This is a genomic window from Peribacillus sp. B-H-3 (assembly GCF_048572925.1).
GTDB lineage: Bacteria > Bacillota > Bacilli > Bacillales > DSM-1321 > Peribacillus.
This window is the reverse complement of record NZ_CP183879.1, coordinates 2,441,079-2,457,719: the sequence shown is the minus strand read 5'-3', so window position 1 is coordinate 2,457,719 and position 16,641 is coordinate 2,441,079. Positions and strand designations below refer to the sequence as shown.

Genomic DNA, 16,641 nt, shown 5'->3' with positions numbered 1-16,641 from the left:
TATATGTAATATAAGTATAAAGTAAACGAACGAAAGCGGATAAACAATATGAGTCTGCAGCAGAGTTTTTCTATTTTTTTTCAAAATAAAGAGAGATGGCTGAAAGAAACCATCCCCTCTTACTCATGCAAACATATTTGGATTTGTATTAATCACTGCAGCTCTTCAAATGGAAGGTGATTCACCCCTAATTTCGCTAATTTAGTTTTTGCATCCTTTACAAGGGCCTGGGCCTTTGCCTTTGTCGCAGAATCTAAATTAGCGAACGGATCTTCATGACTTCCCGGGTTTCCTCCTTTTTCAGGAAGGGTCACTCCAAGAGCCTTCAGCTTTGTTTCGGCCTGGTCATGCGTGATGCTGCCTTTTCTCTCTTGATCCATGATTTTTTGGGCTTTAGCTTTTGTAGCAGAATCAAGGTTTGCCAGCACATCTCCATGACGCCCCTCAGGAAGGGTCACTCCAAGAGCCTTCAGCTTTGTTTCGGCCTGGTCATGCGTGATGCTGCCTTTTCTCTCTTGATCCATGATTTTTTGGGCTTTAGCTTTTGTAGCAGAATCAAGGTTTGCCAGCACATCTCCATGACGCCCCTCAGGAAGGGTCACTCCAAGAGCCTTCAGCTTTGTTTCGGACTGGTCATGCGTGATGCTGCCTTTTCTCTCTTGATCCATGATTTTTTGGGCTTTAGCTTTTGTAGCAGAATCAAGGTTTGCCAGCACATCTCCATGACGCCCCTCAGGAAGGGTCACTCCAAGAGCCTTCAGCTTGGCTTCGGCCTGGTCATGCGTGATGCTGCCTTTTCTCTCTTGATCCATGATTTTTTGGGCTTTAGCTTTTGTAGCAGAATCAAGGTTTGCCAGCTGGTCCCCATGCCCGCGATGTCCGCCTTTTCCTGGAAGCTGTACACCTAGTTTGGTTAGTTTCCCTGTAAGATCTTTCATGATGGCCTGGACCTTTTGTTTGGTCACATTATCCGAAGAAGCCTGTACATTCGCTGCCTTTTCTACAGATACAGTCGATGTAGAGGCTGTATTTGATGCAGCAAATGCTTCCACTCCTCCACCAATTATTCCTAAAGTTAAAGCCCCAGTCATTACGAATCCAACGATCTTATTTTTCCTCATTTTCATATTTCCTCCTTTGAAATTTCAATTAATTTTTCTTTTAAGAGTTGACTCTGTATAGCTCTAAAAATCTGTTTTGCTGTGGCACAAATATTACTTTACTATCACTTGGTGAAAGTTTGGTGAAAGGGCATAAGTGGAAGATTTTATTTTTCTTGTATTTCAACCGCCTCCCTGATTCTGAATATCTGCGATGATCAACAAGCTGTGTATATATGTACTATAAGCGGCAATGGTGAAAATAAGGTGAAAACAGGCAATTACAATAAGATATTGGGATCAAATGAAAAAACTGACCCCCAAAAGCTTTTTAAAACGGCTTTTTTCCTCTCTAATATCTATCTGCAGTTTCAACATATCATTTCATTTAAAAATCCAAAAACTTATATCAACCATCCTTAAGGAACAGTCCTTTTAGTAAAATATGTGTTTCAATCATAAAAAAAACAGCAGCGGATATTTCCCAATTGCTGTTCTAGCCTATCACGCTATTCCCCTCTCAATTCCATTTCAAGAGGAAGCCACTATTGATTGATTCCTTTAAATTGACGACTGATTGCTTCGGCCATACTCTTAATACAGGCCTCTTGGTCAAATTTCAGCCTTACTGTGTTTAATTACAATCTGGAATCCATCTTCCTAAATTCTTTTTTGGCAGTTATTATAAAAATGAAAGCTATTGGCAATGATCCGAAGTACCGGTAATATGCCCATGAGAAATCGTTTCATTGTCCGGCAAACAGCTGGATTCGGGCATATGAAATTGTTTCTCGGACCATACCCGCGAAAGGATTAAACACTAACTAAGGGCACTCACATCTCTTGACTGCCGTTTCTTCCTTAATACCCGCTTTTCCAAATAATAAGTAGGGATGATGATTGCTGCCCAAATCGCAAAGTAGTTAAGTACCACAAGAAATGGGCTGCTGCTGCCGCCATGCTGATCTTTTCCATGAAAGTCTCCATTTGGCGGCCCAGGACGTGAATTCGCTGTATCCCCTGAATTAAATGTCTGCCTGCCCTGCTGCATTTGCTGCGAATTGAAATCACCATTGCTTGATGAAACTTCAGAGGAAAACCATTGAATTCCTCCTGCCAAAATGGCGATTGATAGGACAGCTCCTGCAATAACACCCTTCCTGAGTCTTCCTTCCTTCGACTTAAACGCCCTTTTACAGATACTCATCACCCATTGCCAATGTACCCCAATATGAAGACCCACCAATGCAAGTGTTGCATCAGCAGAGAAACTGTGAATGCCGCGAATCGAGGGGCTCCCTTGAATGGCGAGACTTGGAACTGCCACCCTTGAAATCAATATTCCTGTTATAATGACCGTTGCCATCGACATTAATAGCAGGAGATTTAACAAAAAACTTAATCGTGTTTTGTTCGGGAGTTTAGAGTCACCAATTTTTTGGGCTGTATTGATCACCCAGCGGTAGTTCAAACCAATGTGTATAAGAATGACCGCTCCTATTACCAGTCCTGCAATTTCATGAAACGGCAAACCGTTTAATACTCTAGGATTCATCAGCAGCACAAAAGTAATTGCCATCAATAAATCCAATACAATTTTTGTATAATTCTTTTTCAAATGAATTCCTCCGAATCGAAAATAAAATTGCATGTTCGCCAAGCCAAGGAGTGTATTTTCATGGCAGCAGAAAGATGAATGGATAAATGGCTATATCTGCATGAAAAAACCGCATGCCCCGGCTGATTTTGTCTATATTATATTTAACCTTAAAAACGGCTAATATGGGTTCCGGTTAACCTGCTATATTCATGATCAAAGAGAGAAGGAAGCACCCACCCCATTGGGCACTTCCTTTAGTGACTGCTTGATTCAGGACAAAATTCCCTCTTTTTCATTTTTAAGCTTTTCATATTCCGAATTCACTGCTTCGTCACTGATAGAATGCTCATCCAGAGAATGATACTGAGCTAAAGGAGCATAAAATTGTTGGCCGGACTGTACTTCTGCCTCCATCAGTAAGATTCGATCTTCTGCTCGGGCTATCCCCCTAGCAATTGAATCTGTTTGAACAGAAACCGTTGATTTTTGAATTTGTTTAATCGACCTCGCCACATTGGCCCTTGAAGCCAAAAGGATTTTCTTTTGCTGCATATATTGATAGGTTTCCATTAACTGCTCCAGTTTTTCCAAAAGGATTTGTGTTTGTTTTTTAATGGATTCAAACTGTTCCTGATAAAGACTCAGCTGCTTTTCACCGGTGAGTTTTTCTTGAATAGCAAGCTTAGCCATCGCCTCCTCTTCCTGATTAATAGCTAGCTTTGTCTGGCGTGTCCGCTTTTCCACTAATGCCTTTGTTTCAGAAATAAGAGCCTCTTGCTTTTTTTCTGTAAAAATTTGTGCGGCTAATGCCTTTTGCCCTTTTGCAATTTCATTCTCCATTTCCCTGGAGTATTCATTGAGCATCGCAATCGGGTCTTCAATCCTATCTAATCCTTCATTGATTTCAGCCATTGTTATCGTTTTTAACCTTTTAAAAATACCCATCTTATTCATTCTCCTTTTTACTAGCAATATTTTTTCCCCACTGATCTAAGACTCTTGCATTCTGTGACACAGCTGGTGAATGAGAGCTTAGCAAAGCTGTGTCAATAAACTCGTTCATAGATGAAGCTTTTGTTTTTTTTCTAAACCATCTTACTAGAAAAACTAGAAGAACAAGGACAGCCAGTCCCATAAGAAGTCCCAGCCAAAAGGAACCTCCCTCATGGGGGGGAGAGTCCATAAAATGGCGATGGCCGTCAAATCCTCCTTGTGGCCCATACCCGCCTGCTTGTCCCCCTCGCCCATGACCACCATGCGGTTCACCGGCAAAGACGGGGTGGCCGCCTGTCATGTAAAGTAAACGGAACACGAAAATGGCTGAAGTGAGGATAATACCCCAAAAAACCACCTTTTTCTTATTCATGCTTTTTCCTCCTTTCGCTCTTTAATAATTAGTAGTTTAAAAGGGAATGGTGAAAACTTGGTGAAAAATAAAATATTTTCCATTTGTTTTTTAAAAAAATAAACCTCGTACAAATCCGAACGAAGGGTTACTTGGCATCGTTGTCATTTAAATGATGTTTACAACCGATTGTCAGGCTTTTCCTGATGAAGACCATAGAATGATTTTTTCACTTCCCTCCAGCGGCTGATATCATCGAGGGCCTTTTACCTGTTTTAAGCCTTTCTCATTCGCAGCCAGCCGAAAGTCCAGCCCCTGGTTACAGCGTCCAGCTGGCCGGCCGCCTCTATTAATCGTTTCATATGTGTATCCAGGCCTGGATGGACCTCAGAATCCCTCCTATCATATGGCTTTATTTTTTTAAAAAAGCTCTGTTAAAGAGTATGGTTCTTACGTCTTTTTGGTGGATAGTATTAACCCTAAGCTATCGTGTCATCTTCAGCAAAAAAAGTTATGTTACTATTCTTTTACATGCTGAAACGCAATCGATTTAATAATACCTTTAACCCTGCAGGTCCGTACATCATTCTTTTGATATGTTTCAACTTGTTTATGTTTCCTTCTGTTATGCCATTTGACCAAGGTAATGTTATCGCATAATATACAGCCTTACGATCACCTCTTACGCCGTTAATAAACGTTTAAAGTGAGGAAGGGATGAATGTTGGTGTTTTAGTGTTTCCTAGATGAACGGAACAAACTTGCTAGTTCATTAAGATTCGCTTATATTTCTAATTTTTGAAGTTGAGATTCGATCTACAGCGAAATTAACTTTTGTTTTATGGATAATGGTGCATTCGATTTAATTACCAGCTTTTAGAAACATACTGTTTTACTAGATCTTCTATTGTACCCCTCGATACAGGCGATGCTGGAAGGAATCAAACGGGAAATCGGTTCCCGGCAGCAATCAAAAAAGGCCTGATGCTTACCCTCCTCCCTGGACTAAATAGAAGAAACACGACTTATTTATTGGGTAGAGACATCACAAAACCTCTACCCTCTCAATATTGTTGTACTAAGTTAAATTGGTTCACCAAAATTAAATAAGTTGAAAAAAGCTTCATTCTTAAAGGTTTTTTAGCTACTTAAAATAATCTAAGTAAAAAAATAACATAAGCCGATAATTTCAAAGCCCTACCTATCTGTATGAAGAAGGAATTTTCCGCTCATAAACTAAAGACGAACGGGATTCTTATAGTAGCCTACTAAAATGTGCATTTCTTCAATAGGAATGCCCCTATTTTTTTATGATGATTAGGTGCATTAACCATTTCAATCCCAAGTCATACAATATAACAAAGTTTTCCCTAACAAACCCAATAGAGGAGCAAATTATGAAAAACAGAAATATTAAACAAGCGGGTGGGAATGTGCCTCAACCTATCCGAAGTGATGGAGCTGGAGCAATGGACTTAGGCCCGCGTGACATTATGCGGGATCTTCAACATCCAGATATGCTCGTTCCACCAATTACTGATGCAGGGTTGCTTCCTAATTTGAAATTCTCTTTCTCAGATACATCTATGAAATTAGATCACGGAGGGTGGTCCCGTGAGATCACGGTGAGGGAACTTCCTATAGCAACCACCCTTGCTGGAGTAAATATGAGTTTAACGGCCGGTGGAGTTCGTGAACTACACTGGCATAAACAAGCAGAATGGTCTTATATGCTATTAGGTCGGGCCCGGATTACTGCGGTTGACCAAAATGGACGAAATTTTATTGCCGATGTTGGCCCGGGCGATCTATGGTACTTTCCACCAGGAATCCCACATTCGATTCAAGGGTTGGAGCATTGCGAATTCCTGCTCGTATTCGATGATGGAAACTTTTCCGATCTTTCCACTTTATCTATCTCCGATTGGTTTGCACATACACCTCAAGATGTTCTGTCTGCTAATTTCGGTGTGCCAGAGAGCGCTTTTAACTCAATTCCTTCTGAACAGGTATATATCTATCAGGGGGAGGTACCAGGTTCACTGGAAAGTCAAGAAGTCCAGTCACCCTTCGGAGAAGTTCCTTTAACCTTCAAACACGAGCTGTTGAAACAAACACCAATTAAAACGCCTGGTGGTAGTGTAAGAATTGTGGACTCTACTAACTTTCCAATTTCAAAAACGATTGCTGCGGCACTCGTTGAGATTGAACCGGGTGCAATGAGAGAAATGCATTGGCATCCCAATAACGACGAGTGGCAATATTACCTTACAGGACAAGGGAGAATGACTGTATTTACTGGAAACGGTGCGGCTCGTACATTTGATTATAGAGCTGGTGATGTCGGATATGTACCCTTTGCTACTGGACACTATATTCAAAACACCGGTACCGAAACATTATGGTTTTTAGAAATGTTCAAAAGCAACCGCTTTGAAGACGTGTCGCTGAATCAATGGATGGCACTGACTCCTAAAGAACTAGTTAAGAGCAATTTAAATGTTGGATCAGAATTGATTGATTCTCTACGCAAGGAGAAATGGGCTGTAGTTAAATATCCAGGGTTTTCGTACTACCCGAAAAACAGGTAGATAAGAGTAGTTTTGTCATCCATATAGTTGTGGAGATTTACGACCACGCTGCTGAGATTACACAAGCTGTTATAAAAGCAAGAGGGGAAGCAATTAATGGCGAAAAGGAATTGATAGAAACTTACTTAAGTGGTGAAGCTGTTTCCAAGTTATATCAAAAAACATTTAGAGTACAATATGACCATTTAATTTATTATGAGGGTGTCGTGGGTAAGAATTATTTTCATCCACAATCAAACTACTGTTAACCAAGTGTATTTTTACAACATTCAACCTTTTTATGAATTTCCTTGAGTTTTTCATCTACTCTCTAAGTTACATTGTGAAAATTCTCACTTAAACTAACCGATGTTTTTGTTTAATATCAATAAGTATAAATAAGTCAAAAATATGCATGTTTTTATTTCATTTCTTGCATATTTTCGGCTTTTTTATATTCAAAAAACATACAGCCATAAACAGCATTTCTTAATTGCCAAATACAACAGAAAAATTGATCTGGTTTATTGGAGAGCGAGAATAGTGAAAATCACTAAAATAGTAAATGAAAGTAGCTTCTTTAATCTAAATTTTACCTAATTCCCCTGCAAGTAAGATTGTTGTTTTACAGGTACATCATTATCTTCATTGGAATCGTTATAAAGAGATAAGCAAAGAAGTTAGCGAATTCACAGAATTATTTGTTGTTGTTCAATAACACAAATGGAAGGACCTTACTTGAACCTAATTGATGAACGAATACAGCCACTTTGAGATGGCTGTTTTTTTTATACCTCGCGTAAGAACTTCACCGTTGAAGGTCTTTGTAGCCCCTTTATCCCCTCTTATCCGGTATACTGTTGAACAAAGAACTGGTGGAGAAGATGAAGTTGCCTATTGTTTGTGGGGTTGATACGAACGGGGGAACAGTGGTTTATGACAAGGTAGAACACCCCCATTTGCTAATCGCCGTGGAAACAGGTTCCGGAAAATCCACTCAGCTGCGCTCTGTTCTTACATCACTAATTACAACACTTCGTTCGGAACGATTGAAGCTTTATCTTTGCGACTTGAAACGTTCCGAATTCCGTATCTTTCGGAGGGTTGAACACGTTGAATGTGTCCTTGTCAGCCCTTCTGAAACACTTCCGATTCTGCAACATTTACGGAACGAACTAACAAAGCGCGGCGATTTATTGGATACTCATGAGCTATCCCATATTGATGATTTACCGGACCGGCCGCCTTACATCATCCTTTACATCGATGGAGCCGCTTGACTTAAGAAGGAGAAGGCCATAATGGCTATTGTAGATGAGATAAGCGCTATTGGAAGCCATTGGGGTGTGTTTCTCATTTTGTCGATGCAAAGGCCAGATTCTAAGTTTTTAGAGGGAGATTTGAAAAATAACCTAACTGTCAGGATGGGATTCATATGTGCGGTCAGGAAGTGAAAAATTGAAAGATAACGGAAGAATGTTATTAAAATTTAAAAGCTTCTGACGGCGATACGGTGATTGATGCAATATTTGAGGTGTTGGATTAATAAGAAAACGTGACTTAGCAATATTAAATGATCTCATACGATTCCGCTGCCTGACCCGGTAGATATTATAGATCTTCATTTTACCAGGCTGAAAAAACCTATCACATGCTGCAATGGGGTTCTGGAAAGGTTACGAAGAGACGGGCACATTGAAGTAAACACTACTCAGCAGCCATATATCTACTTTCCTGCTCCTGCTCCCATCAAAAAAGACTCTGCTAAAATTCCGCATTTTCTTAAAAACGTTGAGTTTTATAGAGAGGCCTCACAGTATGAGTACCCTGAGTCTTTTTCTGTTGAACCGAAATAAGGGAAGGGATACATGGAACCGGATGCCTTTATGATTTGGAAACGCGCGCCGTTCTTCGTGGAAATCCGACGCTCTATTTATTCGGAAAAGGTAATGAATGATAAGTTTAATCGATATGTTTCGTATTTCATGTCCAATGAATGGAAGCACGAACCTTGGCAGCCTGCAGACAAAAAAGTATTTCCTAAAATCATCTTGCTCACTGACACCAGGTTCAATATTCCCCGGCATCAGGCGGTCAATTTCTTTCAAGTGCAGAACATTAAGCAATTTTTGACCTTCGTTTCTACCCCACGAGAAATTAAAAAAGATGCGTCACACCAACAGGGAATCAATATAAGTATCGGTTAAAGTTTTTCTTTTATTTAGGGTCCTAACACAAGCATGTGCGACTACTCTCCGGAAGGGTAGTCGTTTAATTTTGCGCAAATAAGGCAGATGACCTTGTCCGTTTCGATATTACGGCATAAATTAAAGTAAGCCGTATTAAGCCATAACGACTCCGATACAGACATTAACTCCTTTAAAAAGCGCAGCATAACACCTGCGCTTTTTTTGTTGCAAAAATGGACAAAAACCTTATTAAAAGCCCTGTCCGTCGTGATTGCTTGTACATAGGATAAATGGAGTGACACCAAGAATTTACGCAAAGGGGTGGATAATATGGCAGATGGATATGGTGGAGGATATGGTGGAATGGGTAGTGGATTTGCTCTAATCGTAGTATTGTTTATCTTGTTAATCATCATCGGATGTACTTGCATGTTTGGAGGATCCGGCTATTAATCGATAACTGAATCAGTAAAAGCCTATTAATTGCGTCAAGCCTTTTAATAGGCTTTTTTAATTCACAAAAAAACAAGCCGGAATATATCCGACTCAATCGATGCCACTGTTTTATACGAAACTATTTTTCCTAAAATATGCGTCTTCTACGGAATGAAAAAACGGCAGCTATAAAAAAGAAAGGAAAAAAGCGTCTCCTGAACCCGGTACGAATAAATACTCCCCGTGGCGGGTCAACGGCTTCCATTATCCCACGATGCTCTCTACCATCACGATCCCTCACAATAACCTCGCGGCCCATGTGTCGCATCAACTCTGGCATAGCAATCCCCCCTTTTAAAGAATTGCCGTAATGGACAAACTACGGCTTGTTATATCCTATTGTCGGTTGTTATTAAGTGAAACGGACGTTAGCCCAGCTTGTACGAAAAATTGCGCAAAAGAAAAAAGCCATCCGGGAGGGATAGCTCTCAGGCTGCTTATTAAAAAGCTTCACAGGCGTTAATAATGAGCAGCAATTTTCGCAAATTGGGATTTTGTTATGGATTCGCTTAATTATACCCTCCCAATCACTATTTCATATTCAAAAGAGGGCCGGCTTTTATCTAAGATTGGGAATGTAGATAGCGTAGAAATGGAAACTCGGAAAATTAGACTGGATTTATTAAGCAGCAGCATCGACATTCCAATAGATTGTATAAGGTCTGTGGAGAGGATTGGACATGACACGGATACCTGAGCATGACCAAGATATTTTTGAACAAGTACTTTACTTACCAATGTTGTTGAGTATTTTAAAACGTGATCGTATGACCTTCAACCAATCTCCTTTTAAATTAAAAAAACCATATTTGGTAATGATTGAAGGAACAATGAAAAAGGTTCAGAAAGATTTAAAAGAAGCTCGAGATTAAATGAGGGCAAATAAAATGAAAATCAGTGAACTTAAGCGCAATGGTGATTTCACTATGTATAGTTTTAAAACGTTGAAGACCATTAAATACTCTTGACCATTTTCTTTTTATAATCCTTATGGACACTTTGTTCTTATTTATTCTTTTAAAAATTGATAGCGATTTCGCAAAGTTATATCGTATAAAAAAGAAACCCAAACGTGTTATCCAAGCCGTTTGGGTTTTCATTCTATGAGAGATCTCCATACTTGAGGTTTCTTATGTTCACTTCATCCTGACAGGTTTTGCAAATGCCATTATGTCCATCTGATTTAGTACGATTCCGGTGAAAAACAGATAAGCTTTTTGGATTCTTGCACATCTGACAAGTTTTGATTACAGTGGATTTTCTAGTCATTCGTATCACTGCGTTTCGATGGATGACTGATCTCCGATACAATAATAAACCTATCATTCCTATGAGAACTATTGGTTTTGAATCAATAAATAGCTTTTTTTTCATGAAGTAACTCCCTATCCTTTCTAGTTTTTTCCGCCATTTCCTTATTAGCTGCTTGCGGTGTCACAAAAGAAAAAACTGAGGAAAATCAAGATTCAAAAAAGACCGAAGAAAAATCCTATACTGTTAAACATGCAATGGGAACTACTAAGATTAAAGGGACTCCAAAAAGGATCGTGGTCCTTACAAATGAAGGTACAGAAGCATTATTAGCATTAGGGGTTAAACCAGTTGGTGCTGTGCAATCATGGCTTGGTAATCCTTGGTACGACCATATTAAAGATGATATGAAAGGTGCTGAAGTGGTTGGCGTTGAGAGTGAAGTAAATGTCGAAAAAATTGCAGCGCTTAAACCTGATTTGATTCTTGGCAACAAGTTACGTCAAGAGGCAGTATACAAACAGCTTAGTGCAATCGCTCCAACCGTTTTTTCAGAAACACTTAGAGGAGATTGGAAGGAAAACTTTAAATTATACGCCAAAGCATTAAATCTTGAAGACAAAGGAAATAAAGTATTAGCGGCATATGATAAAAAGGTAGCTGATTTAAAAGTAAAACTTGGTGATAAAGCAAATCAGACCGTTTCTGTTGTACGTTTCATGGCCGGGACCTCCCGTATTTATTATACAGATTCATTTTCCGGTGTAATATTCGATCAACTTGGGTTTAAACGTGCACCCCAGCAGGAAGCCCTATTTACACCAGATAATAAGCTTGGCAACCTAGCAATAGAAGTAGGTAAAGAAGTCATTCCTAAAATGGATGCGGATTACCTCTTCTACTTCACCTATGCCCCGAATGGTGACCAAGAAGCGTTGGCTACAGCAAAAGATTGGACACATGATCCTCTTTGGAAAAATTTAAATGCCGTGAAAAGTGGACATTCGTTTGAGGTAAGTGACGCCATTTGGAACACAGCTGGAGGCGTTCTGGCAGCTAACACTATGTTGGATGAGCTTGGAGAATTATTGCTTAAGTAAAACGAAGTAAAAGTACAAATTATTAATGCAGAAAGGTGGGGCTTGCGTTGACCCTACCTTTTTTTGTTTATTATTTTTTCAGGTACCATCTATTAAATTAAGGATACAGAATTTAAAGAGAAAGGGAACCAGCATCGTTGAGCTCGTTCCCATTAATCAATTTTCATTCTTGTTGAAGTGTATTATTTTTTTATTAATAACTAGAAACAAAATGGCTAACTCAAAGTTGAAGGACCTATTCCGTATCATTATTCAACACCCTCTAAAGGGCCAATATATTCTATATCATCGACCTTCCACCCCTTCCCTTCAACAAAAAGCAGCGCTGTTTTGACAATGATCTTTTTTAACTGATGACATCATTATATTGAGTTTGAAGGGTGAATTCATATAAATATTCTGCTTCCCGTGCATTTTCCTGGTGCTCAAAGGGCATTAATCCTGTCAAAGTGGAAGACACGGATGACTTGGATCTCGGGAGTCGTGAACCTGATGGATATGGATGGGGTAACCTGCACAAACTCTGTCGGAACAGATACAGGGGTTCTTAAAAACACGGTCTCTCTTAATACAACTTAATCAAGCGGAAAATACTATTTACAGGATAATACGAGAGGCTACGGTTCAACATTAAAATCCACCGTCCATAATGGCAGTAACTATAACAATGCCTTCTGGAATGGTTCACAAATGGTATACGGAGATGGAGACGGTTCTCCTTTCATTCCTCTATCAGGAGGCTTGGATGTTGTGGCCCATGAATTGACACATACCGTAACATTTTCACAATCCAATCTGGTTTATCAGGGAGAATCAGGTGCATTGAATGAAGCGATTTCCGATATCTTCGGGCAAATACCAGGCGTCTAAAGCGGATTATCTGATTGGTGAAGATATTTATACTCCAGGCGTATCAGGGGATACCCTTCGTCGACGTCCAACCCGGCTGCTTACGGCGATCCTGATTATTATCCGAACCGTTACACAGGCACAGCTGACAATGGCGGCGTTCATACCAACAGTGAATCATCAATAAAGCAGCCTACCTATGCTTTCAGCTGGCGGCACGTTCCATGGTGTAACCGTTTCAGGAGTCGGCATTTCCCACTTAGTATGCTATCGTGCGCTAAACTCTTTAAAAAATTAGAATCTGTAAGCTTAACTCCGGTTATCCCTTTCCTATATTCAATAAATGTTATGAGCTTATGCATGTATCCTTCCTATTAGTGGAACATAAAAAGAGAACGGTTAAGCATAACTGGTTCGGTTGACAGGGAGAAAACAGCAAAAAGTAAAACAAATAGTAAAAAAAAAGGGCAGCTAATTCGCTGCCCTTTTAACATCCAAACTGGCATAGACTTAATAACCCTTATTTGGACAAATGTTTATATTCAACTATTTCGATTTTAAGACCGTGATTACATTTCTGCTTATTAATCTTTCCACTGTCACAGGATGGGGATACTCTTATCTTAACTAAATCTTCTTTAACATTATCATTATTTTTCGAAGGAATATTAATTCTTACTGCTACATCATAAGAATGATTGTCTTTGTACTTTATACCGACGATTCTTTGCCATTCCCAGCCAAATAGTTCATCGTCTCCATACTCTTTTATCACCCTTTTATCAATAGTTGGTAATACAAGGTCTGAAACAATATCCTCTGTTGTCACATACAAATCTTCTGCCTTTGGTACGGTTTTCGCTTTAACAGTATGCATTGGGGTAAAAGCAAATACAAAAAATCCTAATAAGATTAAGCATTGTTTAACCATTAAAATTCACCTCATATTTACTTTCACCCCTTATTCTTCCCTAATTATTATTGTTTATCAACTCAAATCCTGTTTGCACAATACGGTCTTTAAAATTACCGTAAATAGATTAAAAAACCTTGTCAGCGATACCTAAACGATCAACAGGAGTACCCACTTCATCTTTCGTTTTGAATAGCAAACAAAAGTTTTAGTATGTTTGTAGGAAAGTGAGAGCCATTTGTGCATACATCGGATTAAAGTTTGAGCAAATGTAACTCTTGCCTTAAAGAATATATCTCCATTGTGATGGGAACATATCAACTTCCTTTGAGAGTATCACCTCAATTTTTTGGTGTTTAAGTTTACTGGTACATCACTTTCTTTAGAAAGTACACTTACTTCAATAAAATCTTTCCCTTAAATCCACTCTTCACCATGTTCACGAATGAATTGAAGTTCCTTTTGATAATGTTCAAGATGCCCTTCATCCACCATTTTTTGAAAAGCAGCATCACCTGCACTTGCTTTTTTTATCATGTATTTACATAAACCTTCTACTCGGAGCAATACCATTTCTAAAAACCCTTTTTCCATTCCCTCAACACCATAGGATTCAAAAAACAATTTAACCCTCTGCTTAATACGGTCCGCATCCTTTAATAGATCATAATAAACTGCCTCACCTGTTTCATTATGATAAAGTCTACTTAAAGGAACGCAAGTGTAAAGAGTATAGACTATATCCCAAAGTCTTGGGCCAGGAGCAGCTACATCAAAATCAATAATTCCTACTGGCTTTTCGTGATTAAAAATAATGTTATATATAGCAAAATCATTGTGACATACAACCTCTATTTTATTAGGAGTATTATCCATTGGTTTCCACTCATTTAATAACGGAAAATCACTCACAGCATCATGATATAGGCGAAGCATTTTTGCTATTTCTTTTAATACATCATTAGACCACATATATTTTTTTAAAGGATAATTTCCGGCTTCTCCTTCAATAAATGATAATATCTCTCTATTTTTTTCATCAATGCCGAAAAACTTCGGTGCATAATCTAAACCTTTACTTTCCAAATGCTGAAGTAGCTTATGAATTTTAACACTATCAGGCTTTAATTCTCGTCTAACAGTATCTCCTAAACGATATACGCTTGAGACATTCCCTCCTGTTAGCTTTTCTTCGTTTTCGTTTTGACTTTTCATTATAATTTCCCCCAATTTAGGGATTTTTTGATTGTATCAATAAAGATGTATTTTACCCCACATGTAATATATAAAAAGGTCTCCTTGGCATGGGATAATTTAATTATCACATCATGAATCCCTTGAATGATTTTAGGAACAACAAATAAAATATCTTTAGAATAAAGGACTGCAGCACCTCTATCCAAGTAAATAATCATTTCAAGGTATTCCACATATGTAGTATCGATTCCCCTTTCTTTACATCTCTAATTTAAATATTACCGAATTTCGAGGATTTTTTATACAATTTTGGATTATTATAAAAATACCAATTACTCTCACTGAATAAGCTAACTACTTTCCCATTCATCGCAATTATAACCTGCTTCATTCCAAATAAACTTTTCAGATTCACTAATATCCTTTTTCTACAAAAGAGGTACACCAATTTGTAGAATGGAAAAATTGTTGAAGTTATCGAGGTGCGCTTATCTCCGTAATTTGAGAAGGCTTCTTCGATTCGTTGGCTTGAGTGCTTCCTCGCTAAATAGTTTTGTTTACCTAATGTTCAACATTTGTCCAAATGGTTTAAAGAGCTCATTAAGCATTTCCGTAGGTCCATCCATTTCTGGAAAGAAGACGAGAAGAATACAAAGCATCCAACCCAAGATTGCTAAGGCTATATAAGAAGTTTTCTCTTTCCTCTGATTGCGATCCATTTTTGGCCATTGAAAAAAAGTAACAAGCGAAACCAGTACCGTTATCCCGAGGACCATAGCTGCTTTCATTATTTTTTCACCTCTTTGTCCAATTGGTCCACTGCTGTAGTATTTAAGCCAGTTTCACGAATATGCACTTTTATATTTGTTTTCACATTAACCCGCGGGAGGAAACTCTCCCAATTATTTTTTACTTTTTCCCATTCTTTTGGGTATTTACGGTGAAATGCATCTCCAAATCCAAAGGCGTCAATTCTCTTTTTATCCTTAACCTGCTTTAGTGCCTGATTAATACTTTTTTTTATCTCCGCCTCAAAAGCCTTTTCTACCCGCCTCGAAACTTTCTTGTTCATAATATCGAGTTCACTCCCATTTTGAACAATCATTCCGTCGCTTTCGATATGCACAGTAATGCTCCATTTTCCTTTCTCGATTTTCGGGATTAACTTTGTTGATTCTCTAATCGAATCTAACGAAATCGTTTTTCCTTTTATGGGGTGTGCGGTAATAGTAGGAACATCAATTTGATTTCTTACCCACAATAATCCTCTTGATGCACTGTCGTTGATGCGACTGATCATTTTGTACTTTTTAAAAATAGCCGTTCCCGTTATATATGTTATCGATTCGCTCTTTTTTTCACCTTGTTTTTGCGGTAATTTTACAACGATAGGCAAGACAGCTCCACCTGAATCTCCTATTGACATTTGTTCAAAATCTTTAATTGTTATATCCTGAGTTAAACGCATTTGAGATAGCTTTTGCAGAACGACCCCTATGTTTTTCTCTAAAGGAGAGTTCAATGCCAGAATGTCGGCTGCTTTCCCGTCACTGACATATAAATGAGCACGTTCTCGGGGTTCAGGGTGACGGTTTAAAAAATCAATTTGGGTTTGAAGATCTCTTTTTCTTGCAAGTTTCTCTCCTATAATGAAAACTTTGCAGTGACCCCAGAATATCTTTCGTGGCAACTTTTCCTGAAGCTTTAACGTAGCATCCGCAAAATTATCACCAATCGCTGAACTTACAGCAACCTGTGGTTGACTGCCTCCACTTCCACCAATGCTCGAACCCTGCTGCCCGCTACTTGCAAGCGGACTGAAAATCTGGACAGTCAATTCGATTTTTTTGTCCTTGTGTTTATCTATTGCAGCACCAACTATTATTGATAGATCATTCAACTCTTTACTGTCCCAGCAGCCTGTAAGTAACAACCCAATTGAAAAAAAAAGAAAAATAGAACATATAACTTTTTTAACTCGAGATAGGTTTAAGTACATCCTTTTCTTTTCCTTCCCTTCAAATTGTTCACT

Annotated in this window: 14 protein-coding genes and 2 pseudogenes; 8 read left to right on the top strand and 8 right to left on the bottom strand. The window is 38.7% G+C overall.

What is annotated here, in order from left to right; all coding sequences use genetic code 11:
* Positions 1–152 precede the first annotated feature (152 nt).
* The 4 genes from ACN6MY_RS12175 to ACN6MY_RS12160 all read right to left on the bottom strand — a co-directional run bounded on the left by ACN6MY_RS12175 (position 153) and on the right by ACN6MY_RS12160 (position 4,066).
* On the bottom strand, positions 153–1,121 hold the full coding sequence (locus tag ACN6MY_RS12175; RefSeq protein ID WP_419880444.1) for a hypothetical protein: 969 nt from the start codon (positions 1,119–1,121) through the stop codon (positions 153–155).
* Positions 1,122–1,920: 799 nt separating this feature from the next.
* Entirely contained in the window at positions 1,921–2,718 is a 798-nt protein-coding gene (locus tag ACN6MY_RS12170) for a DUF4405 domain-containing protein (RefSeq protein WP_419880443.1), read from the bottom strand.
* Between the two features lie 252 nt (positions 2,719–2,970).
* Complete coding sequence (locus tag ACN6MY_RS12165; protein ID WP_419880442.1) at positions 2,971–3,645, bottom strand: PspA/IM30 family protein; 675 nt, start codon at positions 3,643–3,645, stop codon at positions 2,971–2,973.
* A gap of 1 nt (position 3,646) precedes the next feature.
* Positions 3,647–4,066, bottom strand: a complete 420-nt coding sequence (locus ACN6MY_RS12160; RefSeq protein WP_419880441.1) for a hypothetical protein — start codon at positions 4,064–4,066, stop codon at positions 3,647–3,649.
* Between the two features lie 1,376 nt (positions 4,067–5,442).
* Between ACN6MY_RS12160 and ACN6MY_RS12155 the strand changes: the two genes are divergently transcribed.
* The 8 genes and pseudogenes from ACN6MY_RS12155 to ACN6MY_RS12120 form a co-directional block, all read left to right on the top strand.
* Positions 5,443–6,636, top strand: coding sequence for an oxalate decarboxylase family bicupin (locus ACN6MY_RS12155; protein WP_419880440.1), 1,194 nt, complete (start codon positions 5,443–5,445; stop codon positions 6,634–6,636).
* An 863-nt stretch (positions 6,637–7,499) separates the two neighbouring features.
* Positions 7,500–7,895 carry an FtsK/SpoIIIE domain-containing protein gene (locus tag ACN6MY_RS12150; RefSeq protein ID WP_419880439.1) on the top strand — a complete coding sequence of 132 codons (396 nt, stop codon included), beginning with the start codon at positions 7,500–7,502 and terminating at the stop codon, positions 7,893–7,895.
* 21 nt (positions 7,896–7,916) lie between these two features.
* Entirely contained in the window at positions 7,917–8,069 is a 153-nt protein-coding gene (locus ACN6MY_RS12145) for a hypothetical protein (RefSeq protein ID WP_419880438.1), read from the top strand.
* Between the two features lie 91 nt (positions 8,070–8,160).
* Positions 8,161–8,822, top strand: a pseudogene (locus ACN6MY_RS12140) (hypothetical protein).
* Between the two features lie 312 nt (positions 8,823–9,134).
* Entirely contained in the window at positions 9,135–9,257 is a 123-nt protein-coding gene (locus ACN6MY_RS12135; protein WP_419880437.1) for a YjcZ family sporulation protein, read from the top strand.
* Positions 9,258–9,979: 722 nt separating this feature from the next.
* On the top strand, positions 9,980–10,171 hold the full coding sequence (locus tag ACN6MY_RS12130) for a hypothetical protein (protein ID WP_419880436.1): 192 nt from the start codon (positions 9,980–9,982) through the stop codon (positions 10,169–10,171).
* Between the two features lie 537 nt (positions 10,172–10,708).
* On the top strand, positions 10,709–11,650 hold the full coding sequence (locus ACN6MY_RS12125; protein WP_419884155.1) for an ABC transporter substrate-binding protein: 942 nt from the start codon (positions 10,709–10,711) through the stop codon (positions 11,648–11,650).
* Positions 11,651–12,265: 615 nt separating this feature from the next.
* A pseudogene (locus ACN6MY_RS12120) lies at positions 12,266–12,779 on the top strand (M4 family metallopeptidase); the annotation flags it as partial.
* Between the two features lie 240 nt (positions 12,780–13,019).
* On the opposite strand, the gene ACN6MY_RS12115 reads toward ACN6MY_RS12120, so the two are convergent.
* From ACN6MY_RS12115 to ACN6MY_RS12100, 4 genes are all read right to left on the bottom strand, one after another.
* Complete coding sequence (locus ACN6MY_RS12115; RefSeq protein ID WP_419880435.1) at positions 13,020–13,430, bottom strand: hypothetical protein; 411 nt, start codon at positions 13,428–13,430, stop codon at positions 13,020–13,022.
* A 399-nt stretch (positions 13,431–13,829) separates the two neighbouring features.
* Positions 13,830–14,627, bottom strand: coding sequence for a phosphotransferase (locus ACN6MY_RS12110; RefSeq protein ID WP_419880434.1), 798 nt, complete (start codon positions 14,625–14,627; stop codon positions 13,830–13,832).
* A gap of 539 nt (positions 14,628–15,166) precedes the next feature.
* Positions 15,167–15,397 carry a hypothetical protein gene (locus ACN6MY_RS12105; protein WP_419880433.1) on the bottom strand — a complete coding sequence of 77 codons (231 nt, stop codon included), beginning with the start codon at positions 15,395–15,397 and terminating at the stop codon, positions 15,167–15,169.
* Positions 15,397–16,608 carry a Ger(x)C family spore germination protein gene (locus ACN6MY_RS12100; protein ID WP_419880432.1) on the bottom strand — a complete coding sequence of 404 codons (1,212 nt, stop codon included), beginning with the start codon at positions 16,606–16,608 and terminating at the stop codon, positions 15,397–15,399. The genes ACN6MY_RS12105 and ACN6MY_RS12100 overlap by 1 nt, the downstream gene beginning before the upstream one ends.
* Positions 16,609–16,641: the final 33 nt, after the last annotated feature.

Bases quoted from the DNA above. Each gene is read 5' to 3' on its own strand.
- ACN6MY_RS12175 (WP_419880444.1), bottom strand. From the start codon at position 1,121: ATGAGGAAAAATAAGATCGTTGGATTCGTAATGACTGGGGCTTTAACT.
- ACN6MY_RS12165 (WP_419880442.1), bottom strand. From the start codon at position 3,645: ATGGGTATTTTTAAAAGGTTAAAAACGATAACAATGGCTGAAATCAAT.
- ACN6MY_RS12160 (WP_419880441.1), bottom strand. From the start codon at position 4,066: ATGAATAAGAAAAAGGTGGTTTTTTGGGGTATTATCCTCACTTCAGCC.
- ACN6MY_RS12155 (WP_419880440.1), top strand. From the start codon at position 5,443: ATGAAAAACAGAAATATTAAACAAGCGGGTGGGAATGTGCCTCAACCT.
- ACN6MY_RS12150 (WP_419880439.1), top strand. From the start codon at position 7,500: ATGAAGTTGCCTATTGTTTGTGGGGTTGATACGAACGGGGGAACAGTG.
- ACN6MY_RS12145 (WP_419880438.1), top strand. From the start codon at position 7,917: ATGGCTATTGTAGATGAGATAAGCGCTATTGGAAGCCATTGGGGTGTG.
- ACN6MY_RS12135 (WP_419880437.1), top strand. From the start codon at position 9,135: ATGGCAGATGGATATGGTGGAGGATATGGTGGAATGGGTAGTGGATTT.
- ACN6MY_RS12130 (WP_419880436.1), top strand. From the start codon at position 9,980: ATGACACGGATACCTGAGCATGACCAAGATATTTTTGAACAAGTACTT.
- ACN6MY_RS12115 (WP_419880435.1), bottom strand. From the start codon at position 13,430: ATGGTTAAACAATGCTTAATCTTATTAGGATTTTTTGTATTTGCTTTT.
- ACN6MY_RS12110 (WP_419880434.1), bottom strand. From the start codon at position 14,627: ATGAAAAGTCAAAACGAAAACGAAGAAAAGCTAACAGGAGGGAATGTC.
- ACN6MY_RS12105 (WP_419880433.1), bottom strand. From the start codon at position 15,397: ATGAAAGCAGCTATGGTCCTCGGGATAACGGTACTGGTTTCGCTTGTT.
- ACN6MY_RS12100 (WP_419880432.1), bottom strand. From the start codon at position 16,608: ATGTACTTAAACCTATCTCGAGTTAAAAAAGTTATATGTTCTATTTTT.